The sequence below is a fragment of the Frigoribacterium sp. Leaf186 genome, from assembly GCF_001423905.1.
Taxonomy (GTDB): Bacteria; Actinomycetota; Actinomycetes; order Actinomycetales; family Microbacteriaceae; genus Frigoribacterium.
This window is the reverse complement of the sequence record NZ_LMPQ01000010.1, coordinates 866,302-883,872: the sequence shown is the minus strand read 5'-3', so window position 1 is coordinate 883,872 and position 17,571 is coordinate 866,302. Positions and strand designations below refer to the sequence as shown.

Genomic DNA, 17,571 nt, shown 5'->3' with positions numbered 1-17,571 from the left:
GCCCTGTCGCGACGCCCATGTGCTTACATATGAACATAGCGCACGGGTGACGAGAAGTCACGGCCGACCGACCGGCTGGCCGGGTCAGGGCGCGATCGGCGCCTCCTCGTCGGCCGCGACGTCCTTCTGCACGGCGAACTGGGTCCGGTGCAGTTCTTCGTACCGGCCGGCCGCGGCCAGCAGCTCGTCGTGCGTGCCGCGCTCCACGATCGACCCGTCCTCGACCACCAGGATCATGTCCGCGCTGCGGATGGTCGAGAGGCGGTGGGCGATCACCATCGCCGTCCGCCCGTCGAGCGCCTCGCTGAGCGCCGCCTGCACGGCGGCCTCGGACGTGGAGTCGAGCGCCGCCGTCGCCTCGTCGAGGATGACGACGCGCGGCTGGGCGAGCAGGAGGCGCGCGATGGTCATGCGTTGACGCTCGCCTCCCGAGAGCCGGTAGCCGCGCTCCCCCACCATCGTGTCGAGTTGGTCCGGCAGCGAGCGGATCAGGGGCTCGAGCCGCGCCCGGCGGACGGCGTCCCACACCTCGTCCTCCGACGCCTCGGGCCTGGCGAGGCGGAGGTTGCTGAGGATGGTCTCGTGGAACAGGTGGCCGTCCTGCGTGACCATGCCCAGGGTGTGGCGCATCGAGGCGAAGGTGACGTCGCGGACGTCCGCGCCGGCGAGGCGCACCGCACCGCTGTCGACGTCGTACAGGCGCGAGAGCAGCTGCGCGATGGTGGACTTGCCGGCACCGGACGTGCCCACGAGGGCGACGGTCTGCCCGGGCTCGATGCGGAACGACACGCCGTGCAGCACCTCGTCGCCGCCGCGGGTGTCGAGGGTCGAGACCTCTTCCAGGGAGGCGAGCGAGACCTTGTCGGCGGACGGGTACGCGAAGCGGACGTCGTCGAACTCGACGCTCACCGGGCCCTCGGGGACGGACGAGGCGGCCGGCTTCTCCTGGATGAGCGGCTCGAGGTCGAGCACCTCGAAGACGCGCTCGAAGCTGACCACCGCGCTCATGATCTCGACCCGGGCGCTCGCGAGGCCGGTCAGCGGCACGTAGAGGCGGGTGAGGAGCAGCGCCAGGGTGACGACTTCCCCGGTGTCGAGCTGACCGGCGAGCGCGAGGGCGCCGCCGAGCCCGTAGACGAGCGCCAGGGCGAGGGCCGAGACGAGCGTCAGCGCGGTGACGAAGACGAACTGCAGCAGCGCGCTGCGGACGCCGATGTCGCGGACGCGGGCGGCGCGGACGCGGAACTCCTCGGCCTCCTCGTCGGGGCGACCGAAGAGCTTGACGAGGGTGGCGCCGGGTGCCGAGAAGCGCTCGGTCATCTGCGTGCTCATCGCCGAGTTGTGGTCGGCGGCCTCACGGCGCAGCGCGGCGAGACGGCTTCCCATGCGTCGCGCCGGCACGAGGAAGACGGGCAGCATGACCACGGCGAGCACGGTCACGAGCCAGGACGTGCTGAGCATCACGATCAGGGTGAGGACGAGGGCCACGACGTTCGTGACCACGCCCGACAGCGTGCCGCTGAAGGCCTGCTGCGCACCGATCACGTCGTTGTTGAGGCGGCTCACGAGGGCGCCCGTCCGGGTGCGCGTGAAGAACGCGATCGGCATCTTCTGCACGTGGTCGAACACGGCGGTGCGGAGGTCGAGGATCACGCCCTCGCCGATCCGGGCCGAGTACCAGCGCGTCGCGAGCGAGACGCCGGCGTCGGCCACGGCCACGACGGCGATGAGCAGGGCGAGCCGGACGATCGCCCCGACCTCGCCCCGCGCGACGATGACGTCGACCACCCGGCCGGCCAGCACGGGCGTCGCCACGGCGAGGAAGGCCCCCACGATCGAGAGGCCGATGAAGACCACCAGCTTCGCCCGGTAGGGCACGGCGAACGTCATGATCCGCCGCACCGACTCGCGCGAGATGCCGTGCTTGCCGTCCCTGGCGGACGAGATCTTGTAGAGCGAGCTCCAGGCCGCGCCTTCCATGCTCATGGCGGTTCCTTCCGTGGGGGGCAGGCCCAACCTACGTCGTCACGGCTGCCTCTCGAGCCACGGGGCCCGGTCGCCTCCGGCCGACACGCGGTCGTCCTCGACGTCGAGTCGCAGCACGGCCAGGGCCAGGCCCCGCCGCCCACGGGTCGCCCGGACCGCGACGACCGACGTGACGGCCAGAGCGAAGGCCACGACGGGCAGGAACGGCCCGTCGAGTGCGATCAGGGTGGCCCAGCCGCCCGAGCCGAGGGCCCAGCGCACCACCCGCGCCAGGGCGCCCGGCGACGGCGTCGGCCGGAGGCGGACGACGTGTTCGCCCAGCGTCCGGCCGGAGGCCAGGACGACGACGAGCTGCAGCGCCGGCGCGACGAGACCACCGATCGTGACGAGGGCCGCCAGCGACGGGTCCTGGTCGTCGCGGTCGGCCAGAGCCCAGGCCAGCGAGGTGCCGACGGTCAGCGCGCTCGACAGCAGCCAGATGGCCAGCACGTCCGAGAACATGCCGACGAACCGCCGCGACGACGTCACCGGCCGGGGCTCGTCGGCGTCGACCGGGTCCCGCGATCCCGCCAGCAGGCCCACGAGGGGCGCGAGCACCGTGCCGACGACCGCCCCGGCCGTGTTGGCGAGGAGGTCGTCGACGTCGAAGAGGCGGTAGGCGCACGGGTAGAGGAACCAGTCGCCGGTCAGCTGCGTGAGCTCGACGAGCAGCGAGACGACGAACCCGGCGCCGAGACCGACGACGAGGCCCACGACGGGCCGCCGCCGGGCGACGGCGTGACGGGCGAGAGCGCCGAGCGGCACGAAGAGCACGACGTTCAGCAGCACCTGGGCCGCCGCGGGGTTCGTGAGCAACGACCGGGGACCACCGATGCCACCCTCGCGCACGACGTCCCGGACGAACGCGAGCGGCGTGAGCTGCACCGACGCCGGCGTCGCGCACATCGTCGAGACGTCGGGCAACGGCAGCAGCGTGTAGGTGACCAGGGCCAGGGCGTAGACCACCGTGCCGAACGCCACGAGGCTGCGGCGGAGGCCGAGCCGGCCGTGTCGGCGGTACTCGAGCGCCGTCCACGGCACGAGGGCCGCGACGGCCACCGCCGACCCGAGCACGAACGCCAGGACCCCCGGCACGACGCTTCCCATGCCGCGACGCTACCCGGGTCGGGGCCCGACGGCAGCCCGCGCACGGGACGAGGCCGGACGGCAGCCGGTGCACGGGACGGGGACCGCAGGAGGCGCGGTGCCGGGACGTCCGACACCGCGCCTCCTCGGGGTGGTCGGCTAGGGGACGATGACGGCCCGGCCGCGGACGGTGCCGGCGGCGAGCGCCTCGTAGGCCTTCGGCCCGTCGTCGAGCGAGTACCGCTGCGTGGCGACCTCGACCTGGCCGGCCCGCGCGAGGTCGAGGACCTCGATCAGCTCGCTGCGGCTGCCCCAGTAGGGGATGCGGACGGCGACGTCGAAGGCGACCGTGCCGAACCCGACCTCGACGGTGCCGCCGCCGATGCCGACGATGGTCACGTCGGCATCCGGTGCGGCGACCGCGACGGCCGTGGCCATCGTCGGCCCCGCACCGACGAAGTCGAAGACGGCCTGGACGCCGAGGCCTCCGGTGATCTCGCGGATCGCGTCGGCGGCGTGCTCGTCGCTGATGACGGTGTGGTGCGCGCCGACGTGCTTCGCCAGCTCGAGCTTCTCGTCGGTCACGTCGAGCGCGATGATCTGCGCTCCCGAGAGCGCCCGCAAGATCTGGATGCCCACGTGCCCGAGGCCTCCGGTGCCGATGACGACGGCGTAGGTGCCGGCCCCGAGCTTCGGCAGCGACGTCTTGATCGCGTGGTACGGCGTCAGGCCGGCGTCGGTGAGCGAGACGTTCTCGACCGGGTCGAGGTCGCCGAGCGGCACGAGGTGGCGGGGGTCGTCGACGATCATGTACTCGGCCATCGAGCCGGGCGCGCCGAGCCCGGGGGGCTTGATGCCCTCGGCGGCGGCGTTGACGCAGTAGTTCTCCTTGCCCTGGGCGCACTGGTGACAGCGACCGCAGCCCCACGGGCCGTAGACGGCGACGGCGTCGCCGACCTGCAGGTGCTCGACGCCCTCGCCGAGCTCGGCGACGACGCCGGCGCCCTCGTGCCCGAGCGTCAGCGGCAGCGGGTAGCCCTGCGCCGCGTAGTCCTCCGCGCTGAGGCTCATGACGTACTCGTCGCTGTGGCAGACGCCGGCGGCCGTGACCTTCAGCAGCACCTGCCCCGGGCCGGGCGACGGCTTCTCGATCTCGACGACTTCGGGGTGCTGACCGACGGTGGTGTACTGGAGTGCCTTCATGCGGCGCAGGCTACGCCGGGCGGCTGGAAGACGATCGACAGGTGTCGCATTACTCGGGCGGGCGGTGCGACGGACCCGCTCGGGCGGGGCGACGGCGGCGTCCGGTCTTTGCGACGGCGGCGCTCGGACGGCGCGACGGCGTCGTCGACGACGGTGGTCGGCCCTACGATCGTCGGCATGGCACACCTGCACCGGGCCGGCATGGACCCCAGCAAGATCGCACTGCTCGACGCCTGGGTCCCCACCCAGCCGTGGTTCGAGGGCCCGGCCCCGTCGTCGGGCGACGACGGGCTGCGGAACGTCGCCGCCTTCCGCTTCGACGACCCGGCGGGCGAGGTCGGCGTCGAGACGATCATCGTGGCCACCGCCGACGGCGTGCAGCTGCAGGTGCCCCTGACCTACCGCGCGGCTCCGCTCGCCGGTGCGGACGCCCACTTGGTCGGCACGACGCAGCACTCGGTGCTCGGCGAGCGCTGGGTCTACGACGGCACGGCCGACCCGGTCTGGGCCGCCGCGCTCGCGACGGCCGTGCTGACCGGCGGCACCCAGGCCGAGGCCTGGTTCGAGGTCGACGGCGTCCGCGAGGTGCGCGAGCCGAACTCGACCGTCGTCGGCAGCGGCAGCCCGGGCGCGTCCGTGCCCGACGTCGACCGCGTCACGGTCGACCAGGTCGAGGGCCGCACGGTCGTCACCGGCGCGGCGGTCCGCATCGTCGTCGCCCGCGTCCTCGGTCGGCACGACGCCGGCGCCCTCGCCTCGACCGGCGGCCACACGGGCGACCACGGCGTCGAGGTGCTCACCGGCACCTGGACGGGCCACGACCAGCCCGAGACCCTCGCGGTCGTGCTCACGGCCTGACGGCCGGCAGGAGGCGCGGTGCCGGTGCGCGGGAGGGACGGGTCTCGGGGTCGCGACCCGCGCCTCCTCGTCTCGTCCCCAGACGGTCGCCGGGTGTCGGGACGGTGAACGATCGTGCACGGGGCTTCGCCCGATGGCACGCTGCCGCTACGGTGGCCCGATGACGGCGACCGACACCACCCTGACGACCGGGTCCTCCGTGACCACCGCGCCCGGCACGCCCTTCTCAGGAGAGGCCTCCCCGGCCGTCCAGAGGCCGGAGGCGACCGCCACGGGCTCCGTGCTCGCGACGCCGCCGACGGCCGAGCTGCACCTGCACGTCGAGGGCACGCTCGAGCCCGAGCTGGTCTTCGCCCTCGCCGAACGCAACGACGTCGACCTGCCGTTCGCCTCGGTCGACGAGCTGCGTGCCGCGTACTCGTTCGGCTCGCTGCAAGAGTTCCTCGACCTGTACTACGCCTGCACGGCCGTGCTGCAGACCGAGCGGGACTTCCACGACCTCGCCTGGGCCTACCTCGAACGCGCCCACGCCCAGGGGTTGCGACACGTCGAGATGTTCTTCGACCCCCAGGCGCACACCTCGCGTGACGTCGACGTCGACGAGGTGATCGACGGACTCACCCGGGCGTTGGCGGAGGCCCGCGAGCGGTTCGGCATCACGGGCGGGCTCATCCTCTGCTTCTTGCGGCACCTGCCGGTGGGCGACGCGGCCGCGACCCTCGAGTCCGTCGCGCACCGCGCCTCCGACCTGGTCGGGGTCGGGCTCGACTCGTCCGAGGTGGGGTTCCCGCCGGCGGCGTTCGCCCGCGTCTTCGAGCGCGCCCGCGGGCTCGGCCTGCACGTCGTCGCCCACGCCGGCGAAGAGGGGCCGCCGTCGTACGTGACCGACGCCCTCGACCTGCTGCACGTCGAACGCGTCGACCACGGGGTGCGCAGCCTCGAGGACGACACCCTCGTCGCCCGCCTGGTCGCCGACCGGGTGCCGCTGACCGTGTGCCCGCTGTCGAACCTGCGCCTCGCGGTGGTGTCCGACCTCGCCGAGCACCCGCTGCCCCGCATGCTCGCGGCCGGGCTGCTCGTCACGGTCAACAGCGACGATCCCGCCTACTTCGGCGGCTACGTCGGCGACAACTACCAGGCACTGCGCGACGTGCTCGGGCTCGACGACGACGCGCTCGCCCTGCTCGCCGAGAACTCGGTCGAGGCGTCGTTCGCCGACGCGGGCCGCAAGGCCGAACTCGTCGCCGAGGTGCGGGCCTGGCGCGAGGCGCGGCGCGCGGCCTGAGGTGACGGGCTCGGGCTCGCGTGCGGGCTCGGGCTCGCGTGCGGGCACCGTCCCGGGCCACCCCGCCAACCGGCGCTCACCCCCTGCCTAGGCAAATCGCTGAACGCCGAACGCGAGGGTCCCGGCCCGACCCCCGCCCGCACAGCACCCACCACCCCACCAAGCGGCGCCCAACCCCTGCCTAGGCAAATCGCCCAGCGCCGAACGCGAGGGTCCCGGCCCGACCCCCGCCCGCACAGCACCCACCACCCCACCAATCGGCGCTCACCCCCTGCCTAGGCAAATCGCTGACCGCCGAACGCGAGGGTGCGGGCCCGACGACTAGAGCGTGCGGCCGGCGTTCGCGTCGAGCCAGGCCTTGGGGTCGACCTGCGTCGAGCCGCCGAGCAGCACCTCGAAGTGCAGGTGTTCACCGGTCGCGACGCCGCTGCGGCCGACCTTGCCGACCAGCTCGCCCACCGCGACCGTCTGGCCCGCGACGAGCGGGCTCGAGCCGACCTGCATGTGCGCGTACAGGGTGCTGACGCGTTGCCCGTCGATCACGTGGTCGATGACCGCGTACTGACCGAACTGGCCGTGCATGCCCGAGGTGCGCACGACGCCGGCGGCGACGGCTCCGATCGGGGTGCCCCCGCCCGGAGTCATGTCGAGGCCCTTGTGCATGCTCGAGCAGGCCGCGCACGGTGCCGTCCGCGGGCCGAAGCCCGAGCTCAGCACGACGGTGCCGGCGAAGGGCCACCGGATGTCGCCGGTGCCCGAGTTCACGATGGTGCCGGCACCCGAGGAGGCGCGGGGCGCGCTCGTCCCACGCGAGAGGGCCTGCGACGTGACGACCGGTTCGGGCTCGGGGGGCGGAGGTGGCGGAGGCGCGTCGGTCACCCCGAAGGCGTCCCGCTCGGACACGGTCAGCACGACGAGCGACGCCGCGAGCGTCTGGGTCGGCATCGGCGCGGCGCCCGCGGTCGGGATGTTCGACCCGCCCAGGTCGCTGGCCGACGCAGGAGTGAGGTTGGACGTGAAGAACAGCATCACGGCGAAGACTCCCAGCACGGGCAGGGTCGCGGCCCGGACCCGGGACGCGGCGGCGCGCAGACCCGAACGACGTGACGTGCCTTGCGATCCGCCGCGCGGCGTCGCGCCGGGGCTCGGGTGCCGGTCGCCGCCGACGTGGGCCCGACGCACCAGGGCCGGTACGGAAGCCCGCGGGCGCCGGGTCGCGGCCGACTCACGGCCGGGCGTCGCGGGTGCCGACGGCGCCGAGGCAGGTGCCGTCGAACCCGCTTTCGAACCATCAACCCGGTTGCTTTCGGGTTCATCGTTCGAAACGGGGTTCTTCGTGGCATCGGCGACTGGTGCGGGTGCAGGTGCGGCAGCAAGTGCTGCAGGGGCAGTGGCGGCGGCGCGCTCGCGGGCCAGGGCCTCGCGGCGCGTGAGAGGAGGCGCGGAGGCGACGGCAGGCGTCTCGCCGACGGGCGAGTTCGAGGGGTCGGTCATGAGCGCTTCCTGGGACGGATGGCGCTTCGACTCACGGTTCTCCTCGACGGGGCGGACCGACCGAGTCTACGATCCGAGCTGCCCGCTGACCAGGGGTGGAGGCGATCTTTCACGAACTGCACCCTTCGTGGTCGTCCGGCACCGCGCCTCCTGACCGGAGCAGCTCGCCGAGATGCGGGCGACGTTACGCACCGATCGGCGGGGCGGTCACACCCAGAACGCGGCACAGGCAGGAGGGACGCGACCCCACCTCGCGGGGGTTCCGCCGGCCGCCGGGCACCCCTACCCTCGGGCCGTGACCTTCGTGCTTGCCGCCCTGCCCTTGCTGCTGATCGTGGGGGCGCTGGTCGACATCGTCACCCGGCCGGAGGGCGACGTCCGCCACCTGCCCAAGGCCCTGTGGATCATGATCGTGCTGTTCCTGCCGCTGATCGGCAGCATCGTCTGGTTCGCCGCCGGCCGCGAGTACGGTCGGCGCGACGAGCAGGTCGGCCCCCGCGACCAGAGCCGCTACCACGAGGACGCGGCCCGCACGCTCGACCGCCGCGTGCGCACGACCGAGCAGCAGCTCGCCGACCTCGACCGCGAGGCCGAGCACTACGAGCGACTCGCCCGCCTCGCGAAGCTCGAGGCCGAGGTCGAGCAGCGCCGGGCGACGACCGGCGACGACATCCCCGCCTGACCGGCACCGCCCCTCCTGACCGCGCCTCGCGTCGCGCCTCGTGACCGCGAGAACACCGCCGGATGGACAAGACACCGCGGCAGAACGCGGTGCACCGTCCACTCGACGGTGTTCTCGGGTGCGGGTGCGGGTGCGGGTGCGGAGGCCGGTGCAGGGGCGCGTGCTGGCGTCAGGCGCGCAGCCAGGCGGCCGTCTCGCCCGGCAGCTGCCCGGCGTCCGAGAGCGGCCCGCTCGCGACGAGCACCTCGGCACCATCGGACACGGCCCCGCCCGACGCCGCACCGCCCAGCCCGAGCGCGGCCAGGTCGACCGGCTCCGTGCCGAACACGCACACCACGTGCCAGCCACCGGGGCGGACGAAGTGCAGCACGTCGTCGCGGCCGTCGACCGGCAGCCACTCGAGCGTCTCGTCGGTCTGCAGGTCGCGCCGGGCGGCGAGGGCCGCGCGGTACAGCGCGAGGGTCGACGCCGGGTCGGCGTCCTCCGCCTCGACCGAGTACTCGCCGAACCAGCTCGGCTGCGGCAGGTGGGCGTCGCCCGGGCCGAAGCCGAACGACGAGCCCTCGCAAGCCCAGGGCAGCGGCACGCGGCAGCCGTCACGGCCGATGTCGACGCCGGGGTTGCGGAAGAACGAGGGGTCCTGGCGCTCGTCGGCAGGGATGTCGGCGACCTCGGGCAGGCCGAGCTCCTCGCCCTGGTAGACGTAGGCCGAGCCGGGCAGGCCGAGCATGAACAGCGACGCCGCGCGGGCCCGGCGCAGGCCCGTCTCGACGTCGACCTCGGGCGAGGTGCCGCCCGACAGCAGCCACTCGGCCCCCTGCTTGACGTCGCGTCCGTCGAGCGCGGGCAGGCCGTAGCGGGTCGCGTGGCGCACGACGTCGTGGTTCGAGAACACCCACGTCGTCGACGAGCCCGACGCCTCGGCCGCGTCGAGGTTGTAGGTGATGATGTCGTGGAACTGCGTGGCGTCGAAGTCGGCCTCGAGCAGGTCGAAGTTGAACGCCTGCCCCAGACCCGAGGCGCTGGCGTACCGGGCGCGGCGCGACGGCTCGACCCAGGCCTCGGCCACGGCGATGCGCGGCGGGTCGTACTCGTCGAACACCTCGCGCCACGACGCGTAGATCTCGTGGACCTCGTCGCGGTCCCACAGGGGGTGGTCGCCGTCGGCCTTGGGCAGCGCGTCGAGCTCGGCCTTCGAGGGCAGCACCTCGGGCAGGCTCTTCGCCAACCCGTGGGCCACGTCGACGCGGAACCCGTCGACGCCGCGGTCCGACCAGAAGCGCAGCGTGGTCAGGAAGTCCTCGCGCACCTCGGGGTTGTCCCAGTCCCAGTCGGGCTGCTCGCTGGCGAACGAGTGGAGGTACCACTGGCCGTCGGCGACGCGCGTCCAGGCCGGACCGCCGAAGATCGACGTCCAGTCCGAGGGCGGCAGCTCGCCGCCGTCGCCGAGGCCGTCACGGAAGATGTAGCGCGCGCGGGCGGGCGATCCGGCCGGGGCGGCCAGCGCCTCCTGGAACCAGACGTGCCGATCCGACGAGTGGTTCGGCACGAGGTCGGCGATCACGCGGATGCCGGCCGCGTGCAGCGCGTCGATCATCTCGTCGAACTGGGCGAGCGTGCCGATCTTGGGGTCGACGTCGCGGTAGTCGTCGACGTCGTAGCCGCCGTCGGCGAGGGCCGACGGGTAGAAGGGGCTGAGCCAGACCGCGTCCACGCCGAGCTGCGTCAGGTAGGGCACCTTGGCGGTGATGCCCGGCAGGTCGCCGATGCCGTCGCCGTTCGAGTCGGCGAAGCTGCGGGGGTAGATCTGGTAGACCGCCGCCTGGCGCCACCAGGTCGGGTCGTCGGTCAGCAGCTCGGTCGAGGGTGCGGTGCGGAGCGTGTCGGTCATCGTGGAGCGGGGTCCTCTCGGGGGTGGTGGGTTGTCTCGAGGGTCGGGAGGCGCGGGTGGCGCCCCCCACGGACGCCTACTTGATGGCGCCCTGCGTCACGCCCGCCATCACCCAGCGCTGGGTGAACAGGTAGACGACGATCGCCGGGGCCATCGCCATCAGGTACGAGGCGAAGGCGACGTTGTAGTTGTTGCTGAACTGCGTCTGGAAGATCTGCTGCAGCACGGGCAGGGTCTGCAGCGACGGGTCGGCGGTGATCAGGGACGGCATCGCGAAGTCGTTCCACGACGCCAGGAAGGCGAAGATGCCGACCGTGGCGCTCATCGGTGCGAGCAACGGGAAGACCAGGCGCCAGAAGACCTGCCAGGTGGTGGCGCCGTCGAGCCGCGCGCTCTCTTCGAGCTCTTCGGGCAGCGACCGGAGGAACGCCGTGAACAACAGGATCGAGAACGACAGCTGGAACATGACGTGCAGCAGCGCGACGCCGACCGGGTTGTCGAGGCCGACGATGCCGGTCAGCTTGATCTGCGACAGCGCCACCACCGGGAACGGCAGGAACATCGCGGCGAGCAGGTAGAAGAACGAGAAGCGGAACAGCTTGCGGTCCCAGTTGCGCGAGATCGCGTACGACGCCATCGAGGCGAGCACGACCGTGCCGACCACGGTCGCGGCGGTGACGAGGGTCGAGATGCCGAACGCCCGGGGGAAGTCGGTCAGCTGCCAGGCGGCCGCGAAGTTCGAGAAGTCGACGGGCGCCGGCAGGCTGAACGCGTTGCCGTCGACGGCCTGCGCCGTCGTCTTGAGCGACATCGTGACCGTGACGTAGATCGGGATCAGCACGGTGATCGTGCCGAGTACGAGCAGCGCGGTGACGAGCCGGTTCGGTCGCTCCTGGCCGACGCGACCACGTCGACGACGGGGCGCGGCGTCGACGTCGCGACCCGCGCCTCCCGGGGTGGGGGCCGACGAGGCGGCCGGGGTGACGAGTGCGGTGTTCGCCATCAGACGGCCGCCTTTCCGCGCGTGATCCGGAGTTGGACGAACGCGATCGCGACGGCGATCACGAAGAAGATGGTCGCGTTGGCCATCTGGTAGGCGTAGTCGCCGCCGGTGAAGCCGGTGAAGATCGTCATCGCGATGCTGCGCGTCGACGTGCCGGGGCCGCCGTTCGTCAGGCCGACGATGATGTCGTACGAGTTCAAGAAGTTCTTGAAGCCGATGATCGTGTTGATCACGACGTAGCCCGCGACGAGCGGCAGCGTGATCGAGCGCAGTTGCTTCCAGCCCGAGGCGCCGTCGAGGCTGCTGGCCTCGTAGACCTCGCCCGGGATCGCCAGCAGGCCCGCGATGTAGATCAACAGCGTGCTCGGGATCGCCTGCCACGCGGTCACGACGACGATGCCGATCCAGGCGGTGTCGGCGTTCGCGAGGATGCTGTCCTGCAGGCCGGGGATGCCCAGCGAGGCGCCGAGGGCCGGCAGCGAGTTCGAGAACAAGAACTGGAAGACGAAGGCGATGATTATGCCCGAGATCACCATCGGGATCACGAACACCGCCCGCAGCGCCGTCTTGGCCTTGATCTGCGAGGTCAGGCCGATCGCCAGCAGCAGCGCGACGACGTTGACCGCGACCACCGTGACGAGCGCGAAGCCCATCGTGAAGCCGTACGAGCCGAGGATCGCCGGGTCGGTCGCCATCGCGAGGTAGTTCGTCACGCCGACCAGGTCGAACTCGCCGAAGCCGATCGAGTTCGTGAAGCTGTAGAACACGCCCATCACGGCCGGCAGGGTGATCGCCAGCGAGAACAGGACGAGGGTCGGCAGCAGGAAGAGGTAGAAGACCGGGTCGACGCGTCGACCGCGCCGCCGGGGGTTGCCGGCCGTGCTGCCGGTGAGCGAGGTGCGGGCGCCTCGCGCGACCGCGGGGGTGGTGGTCGTGGCCATCGGGTCTCCTTCGACTCGGCCGGTGGTCGGGATGGCGCTCATGCGCGGAGCGCCAGTCGGCGCCAGTCGGCGTCCATGGTGCGCAGGGTGCCCTCGGCGCTCGCGCCCGTGACGATGCCCTGCACGTAGTTCTCGGCGGGGATCGTCAACGGGATCGCCTTCGAGGCCCCCTGGTAGAAGCGCGCCTCGTCGTAGTAGCTCTGCATGCCGACGATGCGCTCGTCGGTCACCGCGGGGGCCGAGGTCGTGGTGCCGAACGCCAGGAAGTCGCGGTTGTAGGCGTCGTGGATCTCGGGCTGCATCAAGTACGTCAAGAACTCTCGGGCGGCCTCTTGCTTGCGCGACTGCTGGGGCACCCAGAGGGCCAGGTCGAGGTTGACCCGCACCTTGCGGTCGTCGGGGTCGTCGGTCATCGGCAGCGGGAACGTGCCGATCTTCGCCTCGGGGTTCGCCTTGGTGATCTCGCCGAGCGCCCACGGGCCCTGCATGAGCATCGCGGCCTCGCCCTGGGCCATCGCGAGGTTGCCGTCGCCGTAGCCGCGGCTGTTGCGGTTCGCGTTCGACAGCCCGGCGAGCTGCACCATGCGCTCGACGGGCTCGCGGAAGTCCTTCTCGAACGAGACCGACCCGCCCTCGCCGACGCTCGTGCCCTCGGCGTTCATCTTCTCGTAGAAGGCGGCGACGTCGAGCATGCCGCCGGTCGTGTAGTCGAACAGGCCCTGCGCGACCGTCCACGGCTCGCGGAAGGTGCTGTAGATCGGCGTGACGCCGGCCGCCGTGAAGGTGTCGCACGCGGCCAGGAACTCGTCCCACGTGGTGGGCACCTCGACCCCGAGGTCGGCGAAGATCTGCTGGTTGTAGATCACCGACGCCGCCGTGATCGAGTACGGCAACACGCTCGTGCGGCCGGGGTAGGTCGCGTACTGGTCGACCAGCTCTTGCACCTCGGGCCGGATGGTCGCCGCCTCGGGCAGGTCGCCGAGGTCGCTGAGCGCCCCGCGCTCCATGAAGCGCGCCATCTCGAGGTTGTAGGTGAAGGCCGCGACGTCGGGCGGGTTGCCCCGGACGAAGCCGGCCGAGATGCCCGAGGTCGAGTCGTGGATCACGCGGACCGCCGACTGCGACTCGTTGAACCGCGAGACCAGGTCGGAGAAGTAGGGGATCGCCTCGGGCTTGGTGGCGTAGAAGGTGATCTCGGTGCGGCCGCCACCCGAACCCGAGGGGGCGCAGCCGGCGAGCAGCAGGGCGGCACCGGCGGCACCGATGCCGCCGAGCAGGGTGCGTCGGCTGAGGCCGGCACCGGAGGGCAGTGGGGGTGTGGGCACGTCGTCGTCTCCCGGGGGTCGCGACCTCGGCGTCAGCGCCGCGGTCGAGTTGATCTGGTGTGTAGATTTAGACCCTAGATCAATTCGGGGCATGGCACCATGGGTCGTCGACGAAAAGATCCGCCGTGTCGCGAGACGCCGGCCACAGCACGAGGAGGCGCGGGTGGCGTTGAGCACCGGGGTGTCGTCGCCGAGCCTGCTGCGACGCATCAACGCGGCCGAGGTGCTGAGGCACGCCTGGTCGGTCGACGCCGTCACGGCCAGCGACCTGATCGCCCTGACCGGACTGACCCGCTCGACCGTCCTCGGCGTCTGCGACGACCTGATCGAGCGCGGCTGGATGGTCTCGCTCGCCGACGCCCGCTCGACCGGCGAGTACCGGAAGGGCCGACCGGCCCGCCGGTACGCCCTCGCTCGCTCGGCCGGTCACGTCGTCGGGGTCGACGCGGGCCAGCACCACCTCACGGCGGTCGTGGCGGACCTCCGCGGCCGGGTGGTGGCGCGCGTCGCGCGACGGATCGACCCCGGCGGCACGGCCGACGACCGCCGCCGCATCGTCTCGCGGCTCGTCGACGACGTCCTCGCCGAGGCCGGACTCGACGACGCGGACGTGTTGGCCGTCACCCTCGGGGTGCCCGCGCCGACCGATGCCGAGGGGCGCTCGCCGGTCGAGGTCGGTGCCGACTTCTGGGTGCTGATGAACCCCGACTACACGGGACTGTTCGCCGACCGCGGCTGGGCGGTCGTCGTCGAGAACGACGCGAACCTCGCCGCCGTGGCCGAGGCGGCTGCCGCGGCCGCGGGTTCCGGAGCGGGAGCCGGCGACGCCGCCCCGGCCTCGTTCGTGACCCTGCTGGCCGGCGAGCGCTTCGGCGCCGGGTTCGTGCTCGACGGAGCCCTCGTGCGGGGCAGCCGCGGTGCCGCGGGCGAGATGCGCCTCCTCGACCTGGTCGAGGGCGTCGGCTCGGCCGACGGCCTCGGGGCCGTGCTGCGCGACGCGGCCCGGGCGGCTCGCGAGCTGGGCACCGTGCCCGCGTCGTCGCCGCTGCGTGACATCCCGCTCGACGAGCTCGACGCCCCGGCCGTGCTCGCCGCCGCCGACGCCGGCGACGCCACCGCGCTGCGCCTCGTCGAACGCGCCGCCGAACGGTTCGGGCGCGTCTGCGCGATGCTCAGCGGCATGCTCGACGTCGACCGCATCGTCGTCGCCGGGGCCGTCGCCCCGTCGATCGGCCTGCTGCTCGAACGGACCACCCCGTGGCTCAGCCGGTTCACGCACCGGGCCGCGCCCGAGGTAGTGGCCTCGACGCTCGGCGACGCGGTCGTGACCACGGGCGCCGTCGAGCGGGCCCTGGCCCACGTGCGCGGCCACGCACTCGAGCTGACGTTGCGGGGGGCGGCGGACGCGAGCCGCGCCTCCTAGGGGCTCGGGCGAGCAGCCGGCCCGCGAGCGAGCGGCCGGCGCGCGAGGAGGCGGCCATGAACCCGGTTCCGAACCATGAACCCACGAGCGATCGGGTTCATGGCTCGAAACCGGGTTCATCGAGCGTCGGGGCAGGAGGCGCGGGCACAGGAGGCGCGGGGCCGCCGGGCGCGCGCCGCTAGGCTCGCGGGATGGTCACCGTCGTGCTCCCCTGGCGTCCGCAGCCGAGTCGGATCGCCGCGTTCGAGGTCGTCCGCGACTGGTACGCCGAGGCGCTGCCCGAGGCCGAGATCCGCACGATCGACTCGCCCGACCCGGTGTTCAACCTGGCGCAGTGCCGCAACCTCGGGGTCGCGTCCCTGGCCGACGACGAGATCGCCGTCATCGGAGACGCCGACACCCTGCCGCAGCGCGAGCCCCTGCTCGCGGCGATCGAGGCGGCCCGCACCAGCGGCCGGGTGCACCTGCCGTACACCGATTACCACTGGCTGGGTCGCGACGGCACCGCGCAGGCGGCCGCGGGCACGCCCCTCGAGCGGTGCGACTTCGAGCTCGTCCGCGGGGCCTGCTCGGGGGTCTACGTGACCCGCGCCTCCTCGTGGCGGGCGCACGGCGGTCAGGACGAACGGTTCCGGGGCTGGGGCTTCGAGGACGCCGCCTGGTACCTCGCCCACACCACCCTGCTCGGCGAGGCCCCGCGACGCCACGAGGGCATGGTCTTCGCCCTGCACCACCAGGCCGAGGTGCGCGAGGGACCGCAGTACGACGCCAACGCCGCGCTCATGCAGCGCTACCGAGACGCGTCGGTCGGCGTCGACGCGATGCGCGCGGTCGTCTTCGGGGGGTAGGGCGGCCGCCCCGCCTCAGTCGGTGCGCACGGTGTGCAGCGGCCCGAGCGCGTGGTCGAGCGCGGCCTCGAGCGGCCAACCCGCGCGCTCGGACTGGCTCAGCAGCAGTCCCCCCTGGATCGCCGCGATGATCGCCGTGGCGACGCGGACCGGGTCGGCGCCCTCGTCGACCGAACCCGCCTGCTGGAGCCGCCGGACGCCCGCCGCGAGCTGCGAGCGCCAGGCGTCCCAGCTCGACCTGATCATCGTCTCGAGCTCGGCGTCGAACGCCGCCGCCTGCGAGGCGAGCGTGCCGATCGGGCAGGCCCAGCGACCGAGGCTGATGTAGTACTCGACGAGCGCGGCGCGCCAGCGCTCCCACGACGCCCAGGTGCCGAGGTCGTGGATCTCGGGCTCCTGCGCCTCGAGCAGCTGCCGCCCCTCCCACAGGGCGACCTCGCGGACGAGTTCGGCCTTGCCACCGGGGAAGTAGTGGAACAGCTGGCTCTTGCTCGTCAACGTCGCGGCCCGCACGGTGTCGAGGGTGGTGCCGCCGACGCCCGACGCGAGGATCTGGCGGCCGGTCTCGTCGATGATGCGCTGACGAGTGAGGCGGCCCCGCTCGGTGATCTTGGTCTCTTCCACCCGTCGAGCCTAGACCCGGTGGACTCCGTGGTCCAGAATGAGTGGACTCGCGGGTCCACTCCATGCTACGAATGGACCATGCAGTCCAATCAAGAGATCCTCGACTCCCTTCCCACCGACACCCGCCTGGCCGGTCGCACCGCGATCGTCACCGGCTCGACCAGCGGCATCGGCGAGGCGATCGCCCACGTGCTCGCCGCGTCGGGTGCCACCGTCGTCGTCAGCGGACGCGACGCGACCCGCGCCCGACGGGTCGTCGACGCCGTCACGGCCCGCGGCGGCTCGGCGCTGGCCGTGCCCGCCGACCTCGCCGGCTCGTACGACGACCTCCGCGCGTTCGCCCGCGACGCCACCACCGCGCTCGACGGCCGGGTCGACGTGCTGGTCAACAACGCCGGCGTCTACCCGACGATGCCGACCGCCGCCCTGACCGACGACGACCTCGACGCGATCCTCCGGACGAACATCCGCGCGCCGCACGTCCTGGTGGGCGCACTCGCCCCGGCGATGGCCGAGCGCGGCTCGGGTGCCGTCGTGAACATCGGCTCGTGGATGTCCCGCGTCGGCGTCCCCTTCGGTGCCATGTACACGGCGTCGAAGGCCGCCCTCGAGCAGATGACCCGCACCTGGGCGGCCGAGTTCGGCCCGCACGGGGTCCGCGTCAACAGCGTGGCACCCGGCGCGACGTCGACGCCGGGCAACGCCGAGTCCGCCGCGGTGCTCGACCAGCTGACCGCCGTCACCCCGGCCGGGCGCCCCGTGCGACCCGTCGACGTCGCCTACGCCGTGCGCTACCTGGCGTCGGACGAGGCGGCCTTCGTGCACGGGACGCTGCTCGACGTCGACGGAGGCATCCTCGCGACCCGGTCGATGTAGCCGAGCC

15 protein-coding genes are annotated in these 17,571 nt (G+C 72.7%); 6 read left to right on the top strand and 9 right to left on the bottom strand.

Annotated features, from left to right (window positions below):
• Positions 1 to 84: 84 nt before the first annotated feature.
• From ASG05_RS10895 to ASG05_RS10885, 3 genes are all read right to left on the bottom strand, one after another.
• On the bottom strand, positions 85 to 1,986 hold the full coding sequence (locus ASG05_RS10895) for an ABC transporter ATP-binding protein (RefSeq protein WP_056260458.1): 1,902 nt from the start codon (positions 1,984 to 1,986) through the stop codon (positions 85 to 87).
• A gap of 39 nt (positions 1,987 to 2,025) precedes the next feature.
• Complete coding sequence (locus tag ASG05_RS10890) at positions 2,026 to 3,132, bottom strand: VanZ family protein (protein WP_056260456.1); 1,107 nt, start codon at positions 3,130 to 3,132, stop codon at positions 2,026 to 2,028.
• Positions 3,133 to 3,270: 138 nt separating this feature from the next.
• A complete protein-coding gene (locus ASG05_RS10885; RefSeq protein ID WP_056260454.1) occupies positions 3,271 to 4,314 on the bottom strand; it encodes an NAD(P)-dependent alcohol dehydrogenase in 1,044 nt (347 codons plus the stop codon).
• A gap of 177 nt (positions 4,315 to 4,491) precedes the next feature.
• On the opposite strand from ASG05_RS10885, the gene ASG05_RS10880 reads away from it, so the two are divergent.
• Positions 4,492 to 5,172 (top strand): hypothetical protein, encoded by a 681-nt coding sequence (locus tag ASG05_RS10880; RefSeq protein ID WP_082486726.1) that lies wholly within the window; start codon positions 4,492 to 4,494, stop codon positions 5,170 to 5,172.
• Between the two features lie 160 nt (positions 5,173 to 5,332).
• Entirely contained in the window at positions 5,333 to 6,457 is a 1,125-nt protein-coding gene (locus ASG05_RS10875; RefSeq protein ID WP_082486725.1) for an adenosine deaminase, read from the top strand.
• A 321-nt stretch (positions 6,458 to 6,778) separates the two neighbouring features.
• Here ASG05_RS10875 and ASG05_RS10870 read toward each other — a convergent pair whose 3' ends face one another.
• Positions 6,779 to 7,639 (bottom strand): M23 family metallopeptidase, encoded by an 861-nt coding sequence (locus tag ASG05_RS10870; protein WP_056260450.1) that lies wholly within the window; start codon positions 7,637 to 7,639, stop codon positions 6,779 to 6,781.
• A 607-nt stretch (positions 7,640 to 8,246) separates the two neighbouring features.
• On the opposite strand from ASG05_RS10870, the gene ASG05_RS10865 reads away from it, so the two are divergent.
• Positions 8,247 to 8,633, top strand: a complete 387-nt coding sequence (locus tag ASG05_RS10865; protein ID WP_235491466.1) for a PLD nuclease N-terminal domain-containing protein — start codon at positions 8,247 to 8,249, stop codon at positions 8,631 to 8,633.
• A gap of 169 nt (positions 8,634 to 8,802) precedes the next feature.
• Here the strand turns inward: ASG05_RS10865 and ASG05_RS10860 are convergent, their stop codons facing one another.
• The 4 genes from ASG05_RS10860 to ASG05_RS10845 all read right to left on the bottom strand — a co-directional run bounded on the left by ASG05_RS10860 (position 8,803) and on the right by ASG05_RS10845 (position 13,793).
• On the bottom strand, positions 8,803 to 10,524 hold the full coding sequence (locus ASG05_RS10860) for a glycoside hydrolase family 13 protein (RefSeq protein ID WP_056260448.1): 1,722 nt from the start codon (positions 10,522 to 10,524) through the stop codon (positions 8,803 to 8,805).
• 76 nt (positions 10,525 to 10,600) lie between these two features.
• On the bottom strand, positions 10,601 to 11,527 hold the full coding sequence (locus ASG05_RS10855) for a carbohydrate ABC transporter permease (RefSeq protein WP_056260447.1): 927 nt from the start codon (positions 11,525 to 11,527) through the stop codon (positions 10,601 to 10,603).
• Positions 11,527 to 12,468, bottom strand: a complete 942-nt coding sequence (locus ASG05_RS10850; RefSeq protein ID WP_056260877.1) for a carbohydrate ABC transporter permease — start codon at positions 12,466 to 12,468, stop codon at positions 11,527 to 11,529. Before ASG05_RS10850 ends, ASG05_RS10855 begins: the two co-directional genes overlap by 1 nt.
• A gap of 38 nt (positions 12,469 to 12,506) precedes the next feature.
• Positions 12,507 to 13,793, bottom strand: a complete 1,287-nt coding sequence (locus ASG05_RS10845) for an ABC transporter substrate-binding protein (protein WP_235491465.1) — start codon at positions 13,791 to 13,793, stop codon at positions 12,507 to 12,509.
• Between the two features lie 163 nt (positions 13,794 to 13,956).
• On the opposite strand from ASG05_RS10845, the gene ASG05_RS10840 reads away from it, so the two are divergent.
• Together ASG05_RS10840 and ASG05_RS10835 are read left to right on the top strand one after the other, a co-directional pair.
• Positions 13,957 to 15,216, top strand: a complete 1,260-nt coding sequence (locus ASG05_RS10840) for an ROK family protein (protein ID WP_056260445.1) — start codon at positions 13,957 to 13,959, stop codon at positions 15,214 to 15,216.
• Between the two features lie 191 nt (positions 15,217 to 15,407).
• Positions 15,408 to 16,064, top strand: a complete 657-nt coding sequence (locus ASG05_RS10835) for a galactosyltransferase-related protein (protein WP_056260444.1) — start codon at positions 15,408 to 15,410, stop codon at positions 16,062 to 16,064.
• A gap of 15 nt (positions 16,065 to 16,079) precedes the next feature.
• Here the strand turns inward: ASG05_RS10835 and ASG05_RS10830 are convergent, their stop codons facing one another.
• Positions 16,080 to 16,688 (bottom strand): TetR/AcrR family transcriptional regulator, encoded by a 609-nt coding sequence (locus ASG05_RS10830; protein ID WP_056260443.1) that lies wholly within the window; start codon positions 16,686 to 16,688, stop codon positions 16,080 to 16,082.
• A 78-nt stretch (positions 16,689 to 16,766) separates the two neighbouring features.
• On the opposite strand from ASG05_RS10830, the gene ASG05_RS10825 reads away from it, so the two are divergent.
• Positions 16,767 to 17,564, top strand: a complete 798-nt coding sequence (locus ASG05_RS10825; protein ID WP_056260442.1) for an SDR family NAD(P)-dependent oxidoreductase — start codon at positions 16,767 to 16,769, stop codon at positions 17,562 to 17,564.
• Positions 17,565 to 17,571: the final 7 nt, after the last annotated feature.